Below are 19,658 nucleotides of genomic sequence, written 5' to 3'. Positions count from 1 at the left end.
CCGTTAATTGCTATATCAAACAACCATACCCAACAGCAGACACCCAATCAGCCCGCAGACGGAGATGATGGTTTCCAGCATCGACCAGGATTTGATGGTCTCACCGATAGTCAGGTTGAAGTACTCCTTGAACAGCCAGAAGCCCGGGTCGTTTACGTGAGAGAAGATCACGCTACCGGAACCGACCGCAATAACCATCAGCTCAGGGCTGACGCCTGTGGTGGCAATCAGTGGAGCAACGATGCCGCCTGCGGTGATAGCCGCAACGGTCGCGGAACCCAGGGCGATACGCAGCACTGCCGCGATAGACCACGCCATCAGGATTGGAGAGATGTTGGTGTCATGCATCATGGAGGCGATGTACTTGTCCACGCCGCTATCAACCAGAACCTGTTTGAACGCACCGCCACCACCGATGATCAGCAGCATCATGGCAATGATTTTGATCGAGGAGGTCAGGGTATCGTTAATCTGATCCATGGAACGGCCACGGTTCAGACCGAAGGTGAACAGCGCAATCAGGACCGCAATCAGCGTCGCCATGACCGGATCGCCGAGGAACTCAGCCACGCCGAGCACCGGATGGCCTTTCGGCAGAACCATTTCACAGACGGCACGCAGGGCCATCAGCACCACCGGCACCAGAGAGGTCCAGACGCTGACGGCAAAGCTTGGCATTTCTACTTCGGTGAAGGTTTTTGCGCTGTACAGACCTTCCGGGATTGGCTTGTCGATACCTTTCAGGCAACGTGCAAAGACCGGACCGGCCAGAATAACGGTTGGGATCGCCAGAATAGTACCAAACAGCAGGGTTTTACCCATATCAGCATGGAAGATGGTGGCGATAGCGGTCGGGCCAGGGTGCGGCGGCAGGAAGCCGTGCGTCACGGACAGCGCAGCGGCCATTGGCACGCCCACATACAGCAGCGGGATGCTGGCAGAGGCAGCGATGGTGAAGACCAGCGGCAGCATCAGCACAAAGCCCACTTCGTAGAACAGCGCAAAACCTACGGTAAAGCCGGTTAAAACGACCGCCCACTGGATGTGCTGCTTACCAAATTTGGCAATCAGCGTGGTTGCGATGCGCTGTGCGCCACCGCAGTCGGCCAGCATTTTGCCCAGCATGGCCCCGAAGCCCATGATCAGCGCGAGGCTACCGAGCGTACCGCCCACACCCGCTTTAATGGAGCTGATTACTTTTACCAGCGGCATACCTTGCATCAGGCCGACGGCAAGGGCCACCAGCACAAGGGCGATAAAACCGTTCATTTTGAAACGGATCATCAGGAGGAGTAACAGAACGACACCGATAGCGACGATGACTAATGGCATGATTTTCTGGCCTTTAAAATTGTTATGGGTAACGTCATTGTTTCAACGACATATTCATGTTGCCCCAACTGGGAACAGCGTACTGATGGCACTAAGACAGGCCGCCTTCTAAATCATTAAGCGTAGTCGGTCGACGTAAAGGTGCTTAAGTGCCCACGGGAATGATACGGGTAACATGTGCGGGTTGAGAATCACCCCAGCGGTCAAAATGTGAATTATGAGACGCAGGTCATGTTATGAGAGGGGAAAGCGGGGGAGAGGCCCGGTAAGCGTAGCGCCACCGGGCAAACAGACGGGCAATCAGTAGTAGGAGTGTTCGCCGCGCTGGTGTTCGGTGAGATCGCGTACGCCTTTCAGCTCCGGGAACTCGTTCAGCAGCTGCTTCTCGATCCCTTCTTTCAGGGTAACGTCTACCATGGAACAGCCGTTACAGCCGCCGCCGAACTGCAGAATAGCCAGACCGTCTTCGGTGATCTCCATCAGGGAGACGCGACCACCGTGGCCCGCCAGCTGCGGGTTGATCTGGGACTGCAGCAGGTACTCAACGCGCTCCATCAGCGGGGCATCGTCGGTGACTTTGCGCATTTTGGCGTTTGGCGCTTTCAGGGTTAACTGTGAACCCAGCTGGTCGGTAACAAAATCAATTTCCGCATCTTCCAGATACGGGGCGCTCAGCTCATCGACATAGGCGGTGAGTTGCTCAAATTTCAGGGCGGTGTCAGTTGCTTCCACAGCATCCGGTGGGCAATAAGAGACGCCGCATTCTGCATTCGGGGTGCCCGGGTTGATCACGAATACACGGATCTGGGTCCCTTCTTCCTGATTTGCCAGCAGTTTGGCAAAGTGCGCTTGTGCAGCATCGGAAATACGGATCATAGCATTGGCCTAATAGTTGACTAAAATACCTGGTTATAATACGCCCAACCTGAGGGCGCTACAAGGTTCGACACAGACACCATACCTGAACCGACGCCGCGCCGCTTCGCAAAAGCAGGCGGGAGAGTTCTGCGACGGTAGCGCCTGTTGTCACGACATCATCCACCACAGCGATATGGCGTCCTGTGACCGGTAATTCAAGCGCAAAAGCGTGGTCCAGGTTACGTTTACGCATTCTGGCGCTGAGCTGATGCTGCGCCGGGGTGGCGCGGATCCGGCGAAGGGCCTCGGGCGCATAGCGGCAGTTTAGCCAGTGGGCCAGGGGACGACAGAGCAAATCGCTCTGGTTAAACCCGCGCCGCCATTGCCGCCGGGACCACAGTGGCACGCAGACCAGCATATCCACGGCCGGTAACCCACGGCTGCGCCGGGCATGCAGCAGCGCCAGCAGTAGCAGCCTCGCCAGCGGTTTTGCCAGCTGGCTGCGACCCGAAAACTTGAGTTGATGTACCAGCTGACTCAAGGGCGGCGTATAGCCGCACACCGCCACCAGCGCCTGCCAGGGCGGTGGTTTACGCAGGCAGCGCCCGCAGGGCAGGTGAGGGTGGATGGCAGGTAAGCCACACTGTGGGCAACCTATTGCACGCCGCGCAATCCCCTTTTCGCATACGGAACAGATCCCCCAGTGGCTGAGCGCAAGCGGCATCCGGCATAGCCAGCACAAGCCGGGCACTGTTAGCATAGATAACCTCCTTGTGAAAAAAGAGAACAGTAATCGATGAATAACCTTTGGTGGCAGACCGTTGGGACAGGAAATTGCCATCTTGTGCTGCTGCACGGATGGGGGCTGAACGCGGAAGTATGGCGTTGCATCAGCGAGGAACTGGCCTCGCAATTTACGCTGCACCTGGTGGATCTGCCGGGCTTTGGCCGCAGCCGTGATTTTGGCGCGATGCCGCTGGCCGATATGGCGGAGCAGGTGCTGGCTCAGGCACCTGATAAGGCGATCTGGCTGGGCTGGAGCCTGGGCGGGCTGGTGGCAAGCCAGATCGCCCTGACGCACCCTGAGCGCGTGCAGGCGCTGGTCACCGTTGCGTCCTCCCCCTGTTTCAGCGCCCAGGCGGAGTGGCCGGGGATCAAATCCGAGGTGCTGGCCGGTTTCCAGCAGCAGTTAAGCAACGATTTCCAGCGCACGGTGGAGCGTTTCCTCGCCCTGCAGACCATGGGAACGGAAACCGCACGCCAGGACGCCCGGACGCTGAAGACCACGGTGCTGTCATTACCGATGCCGGAGGTTGAGGTGCTGAATGGCGGGCTGGAGATCCTCAAAACGGCCGATCTGCGGGAGCCGCTGGCGTCCCTGACGCTGCCGCATCTGCGTATCTATGGTTATCTCGACGGGCTGGTACCGCGCAAGATCGTGCCGTTGCTGGATGAGCAATGGCCGCAGAGCGAAGCCTTGATCGTTGCCAAAGCAGCCCATGCGCCCTTTATCTCTCACCCTAATGAGTTTTGCGCAGCGATAACGACCTTAAGTCAGCGTTTAGTCTGATTATTTTTATTCCCGCTGGAAAAAGTGACATACCGCAACAATACTTAATTTATCGTTGCGGTTATCCCGCCTTCGATAATCAAAACTACAATCCTCTTTGGGAGTCATGACTATGAAACTTGTTACAGGTATTGTTGCTTCTCTGGTTATTGGATCACTCTCTTTTGGCGTGATGGCGGCAGAAGAAATCCAGAAAGATAAAGTGAAAGAGATGAATTTGACGAAAGTTGGCGATATCTCTACCTCTGATACCACCGCGCCGATGGATGCGAGAAAAGAGCTTTCCAAGAAAGCAGATGAGATGGGCGGCAAGTACTATGTCGTCACCAGCGCTAACAAAGATCAGAAAGATATCCGCGCGACCGCAGAAGTCTTCAAATAATGAGATAAAGCCGGGCAGATTTGCCCGGCTTTACTGACGATTAACGCAGCGCCCACCACTCCCTGAGGCAGGCTTTTCCTTCAGGGCAGCTTTTACAGCTGCCGGATAAGCAGCCGTCGGCATCCTCCTGGATACGCTTCGCTTTCCCCATCGCTTCCAGACGTTCAAGCATGGCCTCGATCATTGCCTGCGGCGTGCGCAGAATTTGGCTAAGCTGGGTAGCGTCCATTCTTCCCTGCAACGCCAGTAAATCACGGACTTCAATTAACGATGCCATGCCGCCTCCTAATGACAGTCGCGGGCCGGGCTGTCGCAGCAGGCCGCTGCGGTTCTGCCTTTCGCCAGCAGGTTGACGTCCACGCGACTGCGCGCCCGGCGCAACAGGCCCATCACCACCACGTTAAACAGCACTACCGCCAGGATACAGATCAGGCTGTAGTGGGGATGCTGGCTAAAATTGACCGTCTGGTAGTACACCGTTGCCAGCGAGTAAGCGATATTTAGCCCCCACAGAACCGAGAATCCCATCCAGCCGCGGCTCGACTCGCGGGCAATGGCCCCCATCACCGAGATGCACGGAATGTAGAGCAGGACGAAGATCAGGTAGCTGTAGGCCGCCGAGGCGCTGCCAAACTTCTCGCTCATCACGCCCATGGCACCGGTTCCCATCTCCCCGTCGCCTTTGCTGGCTTCAATCGGGTTCGCCAGGACGCTCAGGCTGAACGTGTCTTTCAGGCTCTGCCAGGTGTCATCCACTGCGCTGAACAATTCGTCCCCGAGATGGAAATCTGCCGGGTTAAACTCCTCTTCCTGAATATTTTCTGCGGTGTAGAGGGTGTTCAGCGTGCCGACCACCACCTCCTTCGCCATCGCGCCGGTAAACAGCCCGACGGTGGCCTGCCAGTTGTCTTCATGGACGCCAATCGGCTTGAACAGCGGCGTGATCACCCGGCTGACGGAGGCCAGCGCTGAGTCATTAATGTTATCCGCCGCCTGGCCGCTGAGCGTAAAGCTGTTCAGCGCGCTGAGGAAGATACTGACCACCACAATCACTTTACCTGCCCGCAGGACAAAGCCTTTCAGCCGCTGCCAGGTCTGGATCAGCAGGCTCTTCAGGTGTGGAACGTGGTAGACCGGCAGCTCCATGACGAACGGCGTGGCTTCACCGCGCATGATGGTGTGTTTGAGCATCAGGCCGGTGAGGATCGCCATCACGATGCCCAGCACATACAGCGAGAAGACCGCCAGCGCCCCCTCCTGGCCGAAGAAGGCCGCGGCAAACACTGCGAAGATCGCCAGCCGGGCGCCGCAGGACATAAACGGCGCCATCATGATGGTCATCAGACGTTCGCGTGGCGCATCAAGGGTGCGGGCACCCATGACTGACGGCACGTTGCAGCCGAAGCCGACAATCAGCGGCACGAACGATTTACCCGGCAGACCGAGGGCCTGCATCAGACGATCCATGACGAAAGCCGCGCGGGCCATGTAGCCGGAGTCCTCAAGGAACGAGAGGAACAGGTACATCATGCCGATTTGTGGCACCAGCGGCAGCACGGTGTTGATCCCGCCGCCCAGCCCCTGGGCCAGGAAAATGGTCAACCAATCCGGCAGGTGCAGGGTGTAGCCCAGCCACTGAATGCCGTGAATAAAGATTGCCACGGATCCGACATCAAACAGCGGCTGCAGTGCACCGCCGATGTTGATAGCGAGCAGGAACATCACGTACATCACCAGCAGGAACACCGGCAGGCCGAGAAAACGGTTGAGGATCACGGAGTCCATCGCCCGGGTAAAGCGGCTTGGCTCGGCGGTGAGGGCGTTGCTGGCTACGTCGCAAATGGCGGCGATGCTCTGATAGCGGGCATCGGCAATGTGCAGGGCCGGGTCGTCGAGTTCATCGTTCAACCGCGCAAGGGAGGCATCCAGATACTGCGCGGCATTACCGGCATAGGCGCGGCTGTAGATATCGCCTTCCAGCATCTGCAGGCCGAGCCAGTGACGCTGTTTGAACGGCATGCTGTGCGCCATCTCCTGAGCAAGGATCCCGGCTTCTCGTAACAGCGGCTGGGCGTAGTGCACCAGCTCCACGTCGGTATTGCGGCTGTGGCGGTCAATCGCCAGCTTGAGAGCATCAATCCCGCGCGCGCGGGTGGAGACCAGCGGCACCACCGGGCAGCCCAGGCGGGCGGAGAGGGCATCGACGTCGATACGGATCTGTTGCTTTTCCGCAATATCGAGCATGTTCAGCGCCACCACGCAGGGGATACCCAGCTCCAGCAGCTGTAACGTCAGATAGAGGTTTCGCTCAAGGTTGGAGGCATCCACTACGTTGATCAGCAGGTCGGCGTCGCCGCTCAGAATGTAGTGGCAGGCGATCTGCTCATCCAGCGAAGTCTGGGAGGAAATGGTGGTTAATGAGTAGGTGCCGGGCAGATCGACGAGGGTGACCTGATTATCAGTTGTCGCAAACTGGCCTTCTTTACGTTCGACCGTGACACCCGCCCAGTTACCCACTCGCTGACGCGCGCCGGTAAGCTGATTAAATAACGTGGTCTTGCCGGAATTCGGATTACCAATTAAGCCAATGGTTAATTTTTTCATTCTATTCGACTCGCTGCGGGAGCTGGCGTGTTATTGAGACAGGGCTTCTATTTCTATTAAGGCGAGATCTTTCTTACGCAGAACCAGATTCACACGTCGGGTTTCGATATGCACCGGATCGCCCAGAGGCGCAACGCGCACCACCTGGAAAGAGGAACCGGGGAGCATTCCTAAAGAGAGCAGTTTTTGCCGATAGGCCGGGCTTATTTCGCGGGTGAAGCCGGTAATTTTCCACGCGCTGGCTGGAGTGAATTGCATAGTGCCTGCTTAACGAACGGTTAAATAATCAACAGGCACAATGGTAATGAGAATGGTTTCTGTCTTCAATATGAAATATGTGACGGAATGTAGCCAGGGCTATTAATTTGCGGGCTGATTGACCTTGCTCAATATTTACGGAAGAAGTGAAACGGGTATTTGTTAATAAACTGATGATGAATGGTTTTATATTTGCTGCTAATAGTAGTTATTAACGATCGAGAGGAATTTTCCCTCACCCCGGCCCTCTTTCAAAAGGAGAGGGTCAGGGTGAGGGAAAGGGTACTTAGCGTTTTTTACCCATCGCTGCCGCCAGCGCATCCATCATCGCACTGTTACCGGATGGCTGTGCTTCACGCCCGCGTGGTTTTGCCGCAGGACGCTGCTGCTGACGCGCATCGCTGTTACCGCCGCCGCGACGGGCGTTGGTCTCGCCAGGCTGCTCGTCCAGACGCATGGTCAGGGCGATACGCTTGCGCTGCAGATCCACTTCCAGCACTTTCACCTTCACGATATCACCGGCTTTCACCACGGTATGTGGGTCTTCCACGAACTTGTCGGCCAGGGAGGAGATATGGACCAGACCATCCTGATGCACGCCGATATCGACAAAGGCACCAAAGTTAGTGACGTTGGTGACTGCGCCTTCCAGTACCATGCCCGGCAACAGGTCGTTCATGGTTTCAACGCCATCGGCAAAGGTCGCGGTTTTAAACTCTGGACGCGGGTCGCGGCCTGGTTTCTCCAGCTCTTTGATGATGTCGGTTACCGTGGGCACACCAAACTGTTCGTCGGTGAAATCAACCGCTTTCAGGTTACGCAGTTCGCTGCTGTTGCCCATCAGCGTCTTCAATGCCTGCTGAGTCGCAGCCAGAATACGCTCGACAACTGGATAAGCCTCCGGGTGAACGGTAGAGGCATCCAGCGGGTTGTCGCCGTGGTTGATACGCAGGAAGCCTGCGCACTGTTCGAACGCTTTCGGCCCGAGACGGCTCACCTTCAGCAGCTGCTGGCGATTCTGGAACTGGCCGTTTTCATCGCGCCAGGCGACGATATTCTGCGCCATCATTCGGGTTAAGCCCGCCACGCGAGTCAGCAGGGCGACGGAAGCGGTGTTCAGGTCAACGCCGACGGCGTTTACGCAGTCTTCCACCACCGCATCCAGCTTGCGCGCCAGCTGCGTCTGGCTGACGTCATGCTGGTACTGGCCCACGCCAATGGATTTCGGATCGATCTTCACCAGCTCGGCCAGCGGATCCTGCAGACGGCGGGCGATAGAGACCGCCCCGCGCAGGGAAACGTCCAGATCCGGGAACTCCTGCGCGGCCAGCTCGGACGCGGAGTACACCGACGCGCCCGCTTCGCTGACAATCACTTTTTGCGCCGTCACTTTCGGGAACTGCTTTTGCAGGTCGAGGAAGAAACGCTCGGTTTCACGTGAAGCGGTGCCGTTGCCGATCGCCACCAGCTCGACGTTGTGCTTCTCGCAGAGTGCCGCCACCGCCACCGCGGCTTTTGCCGCCTGACCGGTATGCGGATAAATGGTGTCGGTCGCAACCAGCTTGCCGGTGCCATCCACCACGGCCACTTTCACGCCGGTACGCAGGCCCGGATCGAGACCCATTGTGGCGCGCAGGCCCGCCGGAGCGGCCATCAGCAGATCGTGCAGGTTACGGGCAAAGACGTTGATCGCTTCATCTTCGGCGCGCTCGCGCACGGTGCCCATCAGTTCGGTTTCAAGATGCATCAGCACCTTGATACGCCACGTCCAGCTCACGACCCCTTTGCGCCAGCTGTCTGCCGGGGCATTGTTCAGGCGCAGGCCGAGATGATCGATAATGATCTGCTCGCCGTGGCTCTCTTTCGGCGGCTCGTCGAACTGCGGGTCGGCATTCAGGGAAAGCTGCAACACACCTTCATTGCGGCCACGGAACATTGCCAGTGCGCGGTGAGAAGGGGTGGTTGAGATCGGCTCATGATGATCGAAGTAATCGCGGAATTTCGCCCCTTCTTCCTCTTTACCCGCCACCACAGTGGAGACGATATGGGCGTTCTTCCACAGATAATCACGGACTTTTGCCAGCAGCGCGGCGTCTTCGGCAAAGCGCTCCATCAGAATGTAGCGTGCGCCATCGAGGGCGGCTTTCGTGTCGGCCACGCCTTTATCGGCATCGATAAATTTCGCGGCTTCGGTTTCCGGGTCGTGGGACGGCGTCGTCCACAGCAGATCCGCCAGCGGCGCCAGGCCAGCTTCAATGGCGATCTGTCCGCGGGTGCGGCGTTTTTGTTTGTACGGCAGGTAGAGGTCTTCGAGCTCGGTTTTATTCAGGGTGCCGTTGATGGCTTTTGCCAGATCGTCGGTCAGCTTCCCCTGTTCACTGATGGATTTCAGGATCGCCTGACGCCTGTCTTCCAGTTCACGCAGATAGCCAAGGCGGGTTTCCAGGTTACGCAGCTGCGTATCATCCAGACCGCCAGTCACTTCCTTACGATAACGTGCGATAAACGGCACGGTGTTCCCTTCATCAAGCAGGCGAACGGCAGCTTCTACCTGTTCAGCCCTTGCCTGAAGTTCACCCGCAATAATGCGGCAGAGCGAATCTTTCATCATGGCTATTTCATCTTGTGGGTCGAAAAATCAGGGGATAGTTATACGGATTGAGGCGGCAAAATGCCAGCCGCCGCGCCAGGCTCTCGGATTGTTCTTGCGGGTTATTTCACATAGTCGATGGCATTCACATACCAGGTCGCTTCCCCGGCTGGGGTATGCACGATGGCCAGATCGCCGACCTCTTTTTTCAGCAGCGCCCGCGCCATTGGCGAGTCGATGGAGATGTAATCCTTACGACCAAAAATTTCATCGTAGCCGACGATACGAAAGCGCTTGAGATCGCCATCGTCGTTTTCGATCTCCACCCACGCGCCGAAGAAGACTTTGCCCTCCTGCTGCGGGGAGTAATCGACGATTTTCAGGTTCTCAAGGCATTTGGTCAGATACCGCACCCGGCGGTCGATTTCGCGCAGCCGTTTTTTGTTGTACTGGTAGTCGGCGTTTTCACTCCGGTCACCCAGGCTCGCAGCCCAGGTCACTTTTTTCGTCACCTCCGGGCGCTCTTCCCGCCACAGCGTGTCCATCTCTTTCTTCAGATTTTCGTACCCTTCGCGGGTGATCAGGGGCGTTTTCATTCTCTGGCCTTACGACTTAGGTTGCATACCTTGCGCACATTACGTATCACTTAGCTTATCAGACAAGATTAATAATGCGTTCTGTGACGGATTGTGCAGATAAGCTGCTGTAAAATATGCTTTGTAACAATTTCGACTAGAATTTATACCAGAATTAGCTGGTCGTGGACGCGCACTTTTTTAGAATACGCTGTTCAAGATTATCCGAACCTTTGGGAGTACTGACGATGCAAGAGAATTATAAGATTCTGGTGGTGGATGACGACATGCGCCTGCGTGCGCTGCTTGAGCGTTATCTGACCGAGCAGGGCTTCCAGGTTCGTAGCGTTGCCAACGCCGAACAGATGGATCGCCTGTTAACCCGTGAATCCTTCCACCTGATGGTGCTGGATCTGATGCTGCCGGGCGAAGATGGGCTCTCCATCTGCCGCCGTCTGCGTAGCCAAAGCAACCCGATGCCGATCATTATGGTAACGGCGAAAGGGGAAGAAGTTGACCGTATCGTCGGCCTGGAAATTGGTGCCGACGACTACATTCCAAAGCCGTTTAACCCGCGTGAGCTGCTGGCGCGTATCCGCGCCGTACTGCGTCGCCAGGCGAATGAACTGCCAGGCGCGCCGTCCCAGGAAGAGGCGGTGATCGCCTTTGGTAAGTTTAAGCTGAACCTCGGCACCCGCGAGATGTTCCGTGAAGATGAGCCGATGCCGCTGACCAGCGGTGAGTTCGCGGTGCTGAAAGCCTTAGTCAGCCACCCGCGTGAGCCGCTCTCCCGCGATAAGCTGATGAACCTGGCGCGTGGCCGTGAATATTCCGCGATGGAGCGTTCCATTGACGTACAGATCTCCCGCCTGCGTCGCATGGTGGAAGAGGATCCGGCGCATCCGCGCTATATCCAGACCGTCTGGGGTCTGGGCTACGTGTTTGTCCCGGACGGCTCTAAAGCATGAGGCGAATGCGTTTCTCGCCGCGTAGCTCGTTTGCCCGCACCCTGTTACTGATCGTCACCCTGCTGTTTGTCAGCCTGGTGACGACCTACCTGGTTGTGCTGAACTTTGCGATCCTGCCGAGCCTGCAGCAGTTTAATAAGGTCCTGGCCTACGAAGTACGTATGCTGATGACCGATAAACTGCAGCTGGAAGATGGCACGCAGCTGGTGGTGCCACCGGCGTTTCGCCGTGAAATCTACCGTGAGCTGGGGATATCGCTCTATTCCAACGAAGCGGCGGAAGACGCAGGCCTGCGCTGGGCACAGCATTACGAATTTCTTAGCCAGCAGATGGCGCAGCAACTGGGCGGCCCGACGGAAGTGCGCGTTGAGGTCAACAAAAGCTCGCCAGTTGTCTGGCTAAAAACCTGGCTCTCACCCAACATCTGGGTGCGTGTACCGCTGACCGAAATTCATCAGGGCGACTTCTCGCCGCTGTTCCGTTACACCCTGGCGATTATGCTGCTGGCGATAGGCGGCGCCTGGCTGTTTATCCGTATCCAGAACCGACCGCTGGTCGACCTGGAGCATGCGGCGCTCCAGGTCGGTAAAGGCATTATCCCGCCTCCGCTGCGCGAATACGGTGCGTCGGAAGTGCGCTCGGTAACACGCGCCTTCAACCATATGGCGGCAGGCGTTAAGCAGCTGGCGGATGACCGTACCCTGTTGATGGCCGGGGTCAGCCATGACCTGCGTACTCCGTTGACGCGTATTCGCCTCGCGACCGAGATGATGGGCGAAGAAGACGGCTATCTGGCGGAGTCCATCAACAAGGACATCGAAGAGTGCAACGCCATTATCGAGCAGTTCATCGACTACCTGCGCACCGGGCAGGAGATGCCGATGGAGGTCGCGGATCTTAACGCGGTACTGGGCGAAGTGGTGGCGGCAGAGAGCGGTTACGAGCGTGAGATCGAAACCGACCTGCAGCCGGGTGATATCACCGTGCGCATGCATCCTCTTTCCATTAAGCGTGCAGTGGCGAATATGGTGGTTAACGCCGCCCGCTACGGCAATGGCTGGATCAAGGTCAGCAGTGGCTCTGAGCTGAGCCGCGCCTGGTTCCAGGTGGAAGACGATGGCCCCGGCATTAAACCGGAGCAGCGCAAACATCTCTTCCAGCCGTTTGTCCGTGGCGACAGCGCGCGCAGCACCAGCGGCACCGGGTTAGGCCTGGCGATTGTTCAGCGTATTGTGGATAACCATAACGGTCTGCTGGAGATTGGTACCAGCGAGCGAGGCGGGTTAAGTATCCGCGCGTGGCTGCCGGTTCCGTTTTCGCGTGGACAGGTGAAAGAGAGTTAAAAAAACGGGGTGCGGCCTGATGGCCTCTCCCCGATCCTCACCCAGTGGGCACAAACATGAAAAACGGCAACCTCGGTTGCCGTTTTACGTTTATCTTGGCCCTGCACTTACCAGTGCCGCACCTGCTGGCGTATCGGTGTACTTCTCAAAGTTTTCCACGAACAGCTTCGCGAGCTGGGAGGCTTTTTCCTGCCACTGCTCCGGGGAGGCGTAGGTGTTACGCGGATCGAGAATATGGCTGTCCACGCCCGGCAGTTCGGTCGGGATCGCCAGATCGAACATCGGCAGGGTGAAGGTTTCCGCATCATCCAGCGAACCGTTCAGAATGGCGTCGATAATGGCGCGGGTATCTTTGATTGAGATACGTTTGCCGGTGCCGTTCCAGCCGGTGTTCACCAGATACGCCTGGGCACCCGCGGCCTGCATGCGTTTCACCAGCACTTCGGCGTACTGCGTCGGGTGCAGCGACAGGAAAGCTGCGCCGAAGCAGGCGGAGAAGGTTGGCGTTGGCTCAGTCACACCGCGCTCGGTCCCGGCCAGCTTGGCGGTAAAACCGGAGAGGAAGTGATACTGGGTCTGGCTGGCGGTCAGGCGCGAAACCGGCGGCAGCACGCCAAACGCATCGGCGGTGAGGAAGATCACCTTGGTTGCGTGGCCTGCTTTCGACACCGGCTTAACGATGTTGTCGATGTGGTAGATTGGATAGCTGACGCGGGTGTTCTCGGTTTTTGACGCATCGTCAAAATCGACCGTACCGTCGGCACGTACCGTGACATTCTCCAGCAGCGCATCGCGGCGGATAGCCTGATAGATATCTGGCTCCGCTTCTGGCGACAGACGAATGGTCTTGGCGTAACAGCCGCCTTCGAAGTTGAACACGCCGTCATCATCCCAGCCATGCTCGTCGTCGCCAATCAGGCGGCGTTTCGGGTCGGTGGAGAGGGTGGTTTTACCGGTGCCGGACAGTCCGAAGAACACAGCCACGTCACCTTTCTCGCCGACGTTCGCCGAGCAGTGCATCGACGCAATGCCCTGTAACGGCAGCAGGTAGTTCATTACCGAGAACATCCCTTTCTTCATTTCGCCGCCGTACCATGTGCCGCCGATCAGCTGGATACGTTCCGTCAGGTTAAAGGCGACAAAGTTTTCCGAGTTCAGCCCCTGGGCTTTCCAGTTCGGGTTAGTGCACTTCGCACCGTTCATCACCACAAAGTCAGGTTTGAAGCTTTGCAGCTCTTCATCAGTGGGACGAATGAACATGTTCTTCACGAAATGCGCCTGCCAGGCGACTTCGGTGATAAAGCGGACGGAAAGACGGGTATCAGCGTTAGCGCCGCAGTAAGCATCAATAATGAACAGACGCTTGCCGGAAAGTTGTTGGGTGACGAGGGTTTTCAGCTGCTGCCAGGTTTCCGGGGAGATCGCTTTGTTGTCGTTCTTCCCTTTGCCATTATCGGACCACCACAGGGTGTCGCGGGTGGTGTCGTCACGGACAATGTACTTATCTTTCGGCGAGCGGCCGGTAAAGATACCGGTATCGACAGCGATAGCACCGGTGGTCGTCAATATACCGCGTTCGTATCCTTCCAGCGCTGGGTTCAGCTCTTCCTGATACAGCGTATCGTAATCGGGGTTGTAGACGATATCGTGAGCGTCGTTGATACCATAAGCCTTGAGATCCTGCGGGATTAAACCATTAACACGCATATCACTGCTCCTTAGCCAATATATACTGCTCGAAATTGTAGGGTTTTTCCTCGAATGTTAACCGCGACCGGGCTCATAGATTTGCGTATCTGGACAAAAACCCTTTATGACGGAAAACGCTGTGACTCCTGTCACTTCGCGGAGCAGATTATGGCAGGAATCACTTTTTGGTTGGCGAAAATGTTCTGAAAAGGTTAATTGGCGGTAAATTTAACTACGATAATGTGAGTGTAAGCGCATACATGAAAGAAAATTACGTAAGCCTTACATCACTGATAACGATTCAGCCGGAGCGGAAAGAATAGTGAACAAAAAGAAAGGGTAGCCGGGCGGAAGGAAAAAACAACTGCCCTCGGAAGAGGGCAGTTCAGGGGAGACTTAGTGCAGCTGAGGATCGGCCGGAGAGGCGTTGTTACGGATCTCGGCAATATCCATCGCGTTAAAGACGTAATGCGAACCGCAGTAGTCGCAGTGCATGTCGATTTCGCCATCTTCCGCCAGGATGCTGTCGATCTCTTCATCCGGCAGGGTTTTCAGCGCACCCGCGCAACGTTCACGGGAACAGGTGCATTTGAACTCTACGTCCTGCGGATCGTACAGCGTGACCTCTTCTTCATGGTACAGACGCCACAGCACTTCGTTCGCCGGCAGGGTGAACAGCTCTTCAGCTTTGATGGTTTCGGTCAGCGTCGCCAGATGGTCGAAATCGTCGCTCTGCGCATTCTGGGCTGGCAGCACCTGCAGCAGCATACCGCCTGCGGCCGGCTGGCCGTCAACTTCGCCGGTGCGGATAAACAGACGTGTCGGCAGCTGTTCAGAACGCATGAAGTAATCTTCCAGGCAGGCCGCCAGGGTGTCGCCTTCCAGACCGACCACGCCCTGATAGCGTTCACCCTCTTCAGGAGAGATGGTGATCACCAGGTAGCCGTTGCCGACCAGCGTTTTCAGATCTGCGTCTTCCGGGATCTCGCCCTGTACGCGCGCCACGCCGCGCATCTGCTGCTGGTTATTGCCGTTGATCACCGCCAGGCTCATCGGGCCATCGCCCTGGAGTTGCACGGTGATGTCACCGGCAAATTTCAGGGTGGCGGTCAGCAGGCTGGTGGCAACCAGCAGCTCGCCCAGCACGGCTTTCACCGGTTGCGGGTAGTTATGGTTTTCCAGGATCTGTTTCCAGGTTTCGGATACCGTCACCAGCTCGCCGCGAACGGCAAATTGTTCAAACAGATAGCGGTGTAATTGGTCGTGTTGGGCCATAGTCATCTCTCGTTCAGCAAGAATCACTCATTCTCGCCATTTTTAAATTTAATCAGATCGCGTCGTTCTTTCTTGTCCGGTCGCCTGTCGGGGTGCGGCATGGTCAGGGCATTCAGCTTGCGCGCCTGCGCCATTTTCTCGCGTTTTTCAACGCTTTCGGCCGTCTCTTCATACAGGGTGCTGGCTTCCGTTGCCGGGCGACGCTGTTCGGTGATGTTTTTCACAATCACCGTTCGTTCGTCGTTGCCCTGACGCAGGGTCAGGGTGGCGTTCAGCTCCACGAGCTTGCTCGGTTTGCTGCGCTGCCCGTTGTAATGCACTTTGCCGCCTTCAATCATTTCCCGGGCGAGGGCGCGCGTTTTGTAAAAGCGGGCAGCCCACAGCCATTTGTCCAGTCTTACCCCTTCGGAGGGTTTTTCTTTCATGGCTTCTCCTTCACGGTGAGTGAGGGGATCATCCGGCGATAGTCGTTCAGCCCCGGATGCCGCAGATAGCTCTTTTCAGCCAGGCCAGAATCAGGATTCGTTACGCCAAGGCAATAACGAATGCCAAAGGTTGCCGCCGCATCCAGAATCGGTTCGCTGTCATCAATGAACACCGTTCTTTCTGGCTGCAGGCCGGTCTCTTCTGCCACCGCCTGCCACAATCGCTGATCCTCTTTCGGATAACCAAATGTGTGGGTGGAAAGTAATAAATCAAGGTGTGAGGCCAGTCCGGTATGTTCCAGCTTCACCGCCAGATTATGTGGATGCGCGTTGGTCAGCAGTATGCGCCGTTTGCCGCTCGCTTTCAGGGCATCGAGAAAGGGAACGGTATCTTCACGTAATACGGCGTGCGGACCCTGAGCGGTAGTCATCGCGCAAATGTCCAGACCGAGGCGTTCGCTCCAGTAGTCCAGGCAGTACCAGTTTAGCGTATGTTGTACGGCGGTATATTGCTGGCGTATGAATTCCTGTGCTTCTGCCGGGGAGATCCCCTGCTGCTCGCCGTAGGTCTCAGGCACCAGTTTTTGCCAGAAGTGATTATCAAACGCGAGATCGAGCAGCGTACCGTCCATATCCAGCAGGACGGTATCGACCTCCTGCCAGTCGATATCAAAATGCATGGGGGAAAACTCCAGCCAGAAGAAACGTGCGCGACAGGGTAGCATATCCTGCCGCGCGGGAGCGTTATCCGATCAGGCTCTCAGGCGTGGGGATAAGCTTTGGGTTGAGGCAATTATCGTAGTATTGCTGAATATCGGCCAGACGCGTACGCGAGCGCTGGTAGCGACGCAGCGCCATAAAGGCGTTCCAGAGCATGCACACCACCAGCGTCAGCATCAGCAGTGAGGTGGCGATGTAGCGCCATAACCCGGCGCTGTCAGGCATGCTGTGCAGCTCGACATGACGGGTGCCATTGGCATCGGTGAAGAGGCCCGTCACAATCCCTTCGGCACTGAACGGCGTGCGCATCAGCATCTGCGCCAGGCGCTGAAACTCGTCCCACTGCTCCTGGGCCGGGTAGTCATAGAGCGCCACGGACGGATAAGGCTGATCGACCAGCTCGCTGCCTTCGTCGCTGACGATCACAAAACCACCGGGAGCCGGGCTATTAAGCGCCTGGGCGGCACGTGAGGTTTCACGGGTGACGAAGGGGGCAGTGGAGGTGGCGACCAGATTTTCCAGCGACTCCGCGCTGACCGGACGTAACAGCACGTTAACGCCATCAAGACGACCGCCATCGGCACGTTTGACCAGGGACTCCCAGTCTTTGCTGTTACCGAGGTTAACCAGTGCATTTTTCAGCCTGATGCACTCATCCTGTTCGGCACAGAGGTCCTGGGTTTTCAGCACGATATCGCCAAAGTCATCCAGCAGGATCATGCCCGATTTCTGAATGGCGGAGCGTAATGCCGGGCTGACGCGTGAGTTATTTTCCGGTTTGGGATGCAGTTGGTTCGACAGCGCCTGGGTCAGGGCCGTGGCTTTGTTAACGATGTCGGATTCCGGCAGCGGCAGGGGCGCGGCGTCATTCCAGATCACCTGCGAGCAATCAAAGGGCGTGAAGGGAGAGCTTTGCCGGGCGTTCCAGGTGCCAGGGGCATGGATATTACACATCCCGGTGCCCTTCAGACGCAGCGTATCGCCAATGCGCACGCCTGCGTTTTCGAGCTGCTCGACGCTGGTGGCCTCAATGGTCTGGGCGCCCTTAATCCACGACAGGGTAAATTTGATCGGCATATCCAGCGGGACGAGGAGAACCAGCATCGCCAGTATGATCCCGGCACCAGCGGCAATCACCGTGCTGCGCAGCCAGTGCTGCAGCGGGAAGTTTTTGACCTCGTCATGCAGAGATAAATAGCGTCCCTGGCGCACAACGTGCCTGTCCAGGTAGATATCAATATCGGTTTTTTGCCCTAAATCCTGCGCCAGCCAGGGCTGCCAGTGACGCGGATAGATCAGGTCGATGATGCCAAGCGAGATATTGTTAACGTGATCCTGATCGTTTTCGCCAAACAGTCCCCAGCGTTTTGGCGTGCCGCGCAGACAGTGGATCTCACGCAGCGAATTTTTGGCAGGCGGGGCGAATAATCCCCAGAGTCCCGCCGCCAGCAGCAGCACACCACCGCCAGCAAGCCAGGGAGCAAAAACATCCGGGCTGACCAGGCAGAAGAAAAAGAGCAGGAAAGCGGCAACAATCAGCAGCGCTTCGCGAATGCCGTCCGGGCGGCTCAGGGCGTACTCTTCGTGCGTCTCCTGACGAATATTCAGTAGCTCAATCTGCTCTGTCTCTTCGCCACGAATCGAAGCCTGGGTTGAACTGACATGTTCCAGCGCAAAGTGGGGCGCTTCCTGAACATACTCCGCAATGGAGTGCCCATTCAGGACGATTACCAGCGGGATTGAATCGGTGTGGATCAGCTCAACGCTGTTTTCATCGTTGATGTACTGTTCCCAGAACGGTGGCAGATGCACCTCAACCGAGTCGAGGTAGTAACGCCATTTATTGGGATCGTCAGTGGTGATACCGTAGCGGGTAATGGAGCGCGTTACGCAGAGCACGGTGCTGCTCTGGGCATTGAGGCTTAACGACACGGGTGCGGCGCTGGCGCCTGTTGCCGGCGTCTGCTGGATGCGGTTAAACGACTCAAGATATTGCTCAATCGCGCTGCGTTCTTCAGCGGTGAGTTTGCGGGTATTCGCCCCGGCAAAGGCATTGTGATAAGGCAGGCGATATCGACGCTGCGCCCGACGTCTGTACAACCACCCTGCAATGAATGCGCAGGCCAGCATAGCAGCGATGACAATCAAAATGGTGCTCATGCTTTCCCCATCTTACTTTTACTTACAGGTGTAGTCTGTAGCACCTTTTTAACAGTGAATGCGTGTCTGTGATTGGCTATCGGCATGTAAGGCGTTGAACTTGAGCAAATTGAAGCGCATCCCAGTGATCGCTGATGATAGCAAAGCTAAACCTGACGGGATATCAGCAAATTCCTGGAATAATTTCAACCTCTTGACTTTTTAAGCGAAATGAGGAATGAATCTGCACAGGTTACATAAATGTAAATAAAGCGCGATTGACATTGCCCAAACCGTGCGGCGTATCGCACAATGACGCCAGTTCACTCAGCAAAGACCCGTCAAAATGAGCAAACCCTTACAAAAGCCCACCATCCTGAATGTTGAAACCGTCGCCAAATCGCGTCTGTTTAATGTTGAAAGTGTGGACCTGGAGTTCAGTAACGGCGTGCGCCGCGTCTACGAGCGTATGCGTCCCTCCACGCGCGAAGCCGTCATGATTGTGCCCATTGTTGATGACCATCTGATCCTGATCCGCGAATACGCGGTGGGGACCGAGTCTTACGAGCTTGGCTTCTCCAAAGGGCTGATTGATCCCGGTGAATCGGTCTATGAAGCCGCGAACCGTGAGCTGAAAGAAGAGGTTGGGTTTGGTGCGAAGGAGTTAACCTTCCTGAAGAAGCTCAGCATGGCTCCCTCCTATTTTTCCAGCAAAATGAATATCGTGCTGGCGGAAGATCTCTATCCTGAATGGCTGGAAGGGGATGAACCCGAGCCGCTGCCGCAGGTGCGCTGGCCGCTGGCGCATCTGATGGATCTGCTGGAAGAGCCAGATTTCAACGAAGCCCGGAACGTGAGCGCGCTGTTCCTGGTGCGGGAATGGCTGAAAGGGCAGGGCAGGTTGTAACAGAAGAATCCCCCTCTCCCGGC

Annotated in this window: 18 protein-coding genes; 5 read left to right on the top strand and 13 right to left on the bottom strand. The window is 56.7% G+C overall.

Going from position 1 to position 19,658, the window contains the following annotated elements; translation table 11 throughout:
• Nucleotides 1-15: 15 nt before the first annotated feature.
• The 3 genes from gntT to gntX form a co-directional block, all read right to left on the bottom strand.
• Nucleotides 16-1,332 (bottom strand): gluconate transporter, encoded by a 1,317-nt coding sequence (gene gntT / locus ACF8PE_RS04125; protein WP_151586642.1) that lies wholly within the window; start codon nucleotides 1,330-1,332, stop codon nucleotides 16-18.
• Nucleotides 1,333-1,632: 300 nt separating this feature from the next.
• Nucleotides 1,633-2,208 (bottom strand): Fe-S biogenesis protein NfuA, encoded by a 576-nt coding sequence (nfuA, locus tag ACF8PE_RS04120; protein WP_032614840.1) that lies wholly within the window; start codon nucleotides 2,206-2,208, stop codon nucleotides 1,633-1,635.
• A 58-nt stretch (nucleotides 2,209-2,266) separates the two neighbouring features.
• Nucleotides 2,267-2,950 carry a DNA utilization protein GntX gene (gene gntX, locus ACF8PE_RS04115; RefSeq protein ID WP_163604121.1) on the bottom strand — a complete coding sequence of 228 codons (684 nt, stop codon included), beginning with the start codon at nucleotides 2,948-2,950 and terminating at the stop codon, nucleotides 2,267-2,269.
• Between the two features lie 36 nt (nucleotides 2,951-2,986).
• On the opposite strand from gntX, the gene bioH reads away from it, so the two are divergent.
• Nucleotides 2,987-3,760, top strand: coding sequence for a pimeloyl-ACP methyl ester esterase BioH (bioH, locus tag ACF8PE_RS04110; RefSeq protein ID WP_032614836.1), 774 nt, complete (start codon nucleotides 2,987-2,989; stop codon nucleotides 3,758-3,760).
• A gap of 112 nt (nucleotides 3,761-3,872) precedes the next feature.
• Nucleotides 3,873-4,142 (top strand): YdgH/BhsA/McbA-like domain containing protein, encoded by a 270-nt coding sequence (locus ACF8PE_RS04105; RefSeq protein WP_032614834.1) that lies wholly within the window; start codon nucleotides 3,873-3,875, stop codon nucleotides 4,140-4,142.
• Between the two features lie 40 nt (nucleotides 4,143-4,182).
• On the opposite strand, the gene feoC is transcribed toward ACF8PE_RS04105, so the two are convergent.
• The 5 genes from feoC to greB form a co-directional block, all read right to left on the bottom strand.
• Complete coding sequence (gene feoC, locus ACF8PE_RS04100) at nucleotides 4,183-4,419, bottom strand: [Fe-S]-dependent transcriptional repressor FeoC (RefSeq protein WP_059307044.1); 237 nt, start codon at nucleotides 4,417-4,419, stop codon at nucleotides 4,183-4,185.
• 8 nt (nucleotides 4,420-4,427) lie between these two features.
• Nucleotides 4,428-6,746 carry a Fe(2+) transporter permease subunit FeoB gene (gene feoB / locus ACF8PE_RS04095; protein ID WP_103793253.1) on the bottom strand — a complete coding sequence of 773 codons (2,319 nt, stop codon included), beginning with the start codon at nucleotides 6,744-6,746 and terminating at the stop codon, nucleotides 4,428-4,430.
• Nucleotides 6,747-6,776: 30 nt separating this feature from the next.
• Entirely contained in the window at nucleotides 6,777-7,004 is a 228-nt protein-coding gene (feoA, locus tag ACF8PE_RS04090) for a ferrous iron transporter A (protein ID WP_032614828.1), read from the bottom strand.
• 286 nt (nucleotides 7,005-7,290) lie between these two features.
• Nucleotides 7,291-9,615, bottom strand: a complete 2,325-nt coding sequence (locus ACF8PE_RS04085) for a Tex family protein (RefSeq protein ID WP_059307046.1) — start codon at nucleotides 9,613-9,615, stop codon at nucleotides 7,291-7,293.
• A gap of 101 nt (nucleotides 9,616-9,716) precedes the next feature.
• A complete protein-coding gene (gene greB / locus ACF8PE_RS04080) occupies nucleotides 9,717-10,190 on the bottom strand; it encodes a transcription elongation factor GreB (RefSeq protein ID WP_032614824.1) in 474 nt (157 codons plus the stop codon).
• Between the two features lie 227 nt (nucleotides 10,191-10,417).
• On the opposite strand from greB, the gene ompR reads away from it, so the two are divergent.
• Both ompR and envZ read left to right on the top strand, forming a co-directional pair.
• Nucleotides 10,418-11,137, top strand: a complete 720-nt coding sequence (ompR, locus tag ACF8PE_RS04075) for a two-component system response regulator OmpR (protein ID WP_001157751.1) — start codon at nucleotides 10,418-10,420, stop codon at nucleotides 11,135-11,137.
• Nucleotides 11,134-12,480: a two-component system sensor histidine kinase EnvZ gene (gene envZ, locus ACF8PE_RS04070; protein ID WP_032614822.1), complete on the top strand. Its 1,347-nt coding sequence runs from the start codon at nucleotides 11,134-11,136 to the stop codon at nucleotides 12,478-12,480. The genes ompR and envZ overlap by 4 nt, the downstream gene beginning before the upstream one ends.
• A 90-nt stretch (nucleotides 12,481-12,570) precedes the next feature.
• Here the strand turns inward: envZ and pckA are convergent, their stop codons facing one another.
• The 5 genes from pckA to ACF8PE_RS04045 form a co-directional block, all read right to left on the bottom strand.
• Complete coding sequence (pckA, locus tag ACF8PE_RS04065) at nucleotides 12,571-14,187, bottom strand: phosphoenolpyruvate carboxykinase (ATP) (RefSeq protein ID WP_392494620.1); 1,617 nt, start codon at nucleotides 14,185-14,187, stop codon at nucleotides 12,571-12,573.
• Nucleotides 14,188-14,565: 378 nt separating this feature from the next.
• Entirely contained in the window at nucleotides 14,566-15,444 is an 879-nt protein-coding gene (gene hslO / locus ACF8PE_RS04060) for an Hsp33 family molecular chaperone HslO (protein ID WP_032614817.1), read from the bottom strand.
• Between the two features lie 23 nt (nucleotides 15,445-15,467).
• Nucleotides 15,468-15,869, bottom strand: a complete 402-nt coding sequence (hslR, locus tag ACF8PE_RS04055) for a ribosome-associated heat shock protein Hsp15 (RefSeq protein WP_032614815.1) — start codon at nucleotides 15,867-15,869, stop codon at nucleotides 15,468-15,470.
• Entirely contained in the window at nucleotides 15,866-16,549 is a 684-nt protein-coding gene (gene yrfG / locus ACF8PE_RS04050; protein WP_032614813.1) for a GMP/IMP nucleotidase, read from the bottom strand. Before yrfG ends, hslR begins: the two co-directional genes overlap by 4 nt.
• 64 nt (nucleotides 16,550-16,613) lie before the next feature.
• Nucleotides 16,614-18,749 (bottom strand): intracellular growth attenuator family protein, encoded by a 2,136-nt coding sequence (locus tag ACF8PE_RS04045; RefSeq protein ID WP_059307048.1) that lies wholly within the window; start codon nucleotides 18,747-18,749, stop codon nucleotides 16,614-16,616.
• Between the two features lie 325 nt (nucleotides 18,750-19,074).
• On the opposite strand from ACF8PE_RS04045, the gene nudE reads away from it, so the two are divergent.
• A complete protein-coding gene (gene nudE / locus ACF8PE_RS04040; protein WP_032614809.1) occupies nucleotides 19,075-19,635 on the top strand; it encodes an ADP compounds hydrolase NudE in 561 nt (186 codons plus the stop codon).
• Nucleotides 19,636-19,658: the final 23 nt, after the last annotated feature.

The organism is Leclercia sp. GLN_9, assembly GCF_043105735.1.
GTDB classification, from domain to species: domain Bacteria; phylum Pseudomonadota; class Gammaproteobacteria; order Enterobacterales; family Enterobacteriaceae; genus Enterobacter; species Enterobacter adecarboxylatus.
The sequence above is the reverse complement of the archived record's forward strand: the minus strand, read 5'-3'. Positions and strand labels throughout refer to the sequence as shown.

Coding starts and splice junctions, on each gene's coding strand:
- gntT (WP_151586642.1), bottom strand. CDS start 1,332: ATGCCATTAGTCATCGTCGCTATCGGTGTCGTTCTGTTACTCCTCCTG.
- nfuA (WP_032614840.1), bottom strand. CDS start 2,208: ATGATCCGTATTTCCGATGCTGCACAAGCGCACTTTGCCAAACTGCTG.
- gntX (WP_163604121.1), bottom strand. CDS start 2,950: ATGCTAACAGTGCCCGGCTTGTGCTGGCTATGCCGGATGCCGCTTGCG.
- bioH (WP_032614836.1), top strand. CDS start 2,987: ATGAATAACCTTTGGTGGCAGACCGTTGGGACAGGAAATTGCCATCTT.
- ACF8PE_RS04105 (WP_032614834.1), top strand. CDS start 3,873: ATGAAACTTGTTACAGGTATTGTTGCTTCTCTGGTTATTGGATCACTC.
- feoC (WP_059307044.1), bottom strand. CDS start 4,419: ATGGCATCGTTAATTGAAGTCCGTGATTTACTGGCGTTGCAGGGAAGA.
- feoB (WP_103793253.1), bottom strand. CDS start 6,746: ATGAAAAAATTAACCATTGGCTTAATTGGTAATCCGAATTCCGGCAAG.
- feoA (WP_032614828.1), bottom strand. CDS start 7,004: ATGCAATTCACTCCAGCCAGCGCGTGGAAAATTACCGGCTTCACCCGC.
- ACF8PE_RS04085 (WP_059307046.1), bottom strand. CDS start 9,615: ATGATGAAAGATTCGCTCTGCCGCATTATTGCGGGTGAACTTCAGGCA.
- greB (WP_032614824.1), bottom strand. CDS start 10,190: ATGAAAACGCCCCTGATCACCCGCGAAGGGTACGAAAATCTGAAGAAA.
- ompR (WP_001157751.1), top strand. CDS start 10,418: ATGCAAGAGAATTATAAGATTCTGGTGGTGGATGACGACATGCGCCTG.
- envZ (WP_032614822.1), top strand. CDS start 11,134: ATGAGGCGAATGCGTTTCTCGCCGCGTAGCTCGTTTGCCCGCACCCTG.
- pckA (WP_392494620.1), bottom strand. CDS start 14,187: ATGCGTGTTAATGGTTTAATCCCGCAGGATCTCAAGGCTTATGGTATC.
- hslO (WP_032614817.1), bottom strand. CDS start 15,444: ATGGCCCAACACGACCAATTACACCGCTATCTGTTTGAACAATTTGCC.
- hslR (WP_032614815.1), bottom strand. CDS start 15,869: ATGAAAGAAAAACCCTCCGAAGGGGTAAGACTGGACAAATGGCTGTGG.
- yrfG (WP_032614813.1), bottom strand. CDS start 16,549: ATGCATTTTGATATCGACTGGCAGGAGGTCGATACCGTCCTGCTGGAT.
- ACF8PE_RS04045 (WP_059307048.1), bottom strand. CDS start 18,749: ATGAGCACCATTTTGATTGTCATCGCTGCTATGCTGGCCTGCGCATTC.
- nudE (WP_032614809.1), top strand. CDS start 19,075: ATGAGCAAACCCTTACAAAAGCCCACCATCCTGAATGTTGAAACCGTC.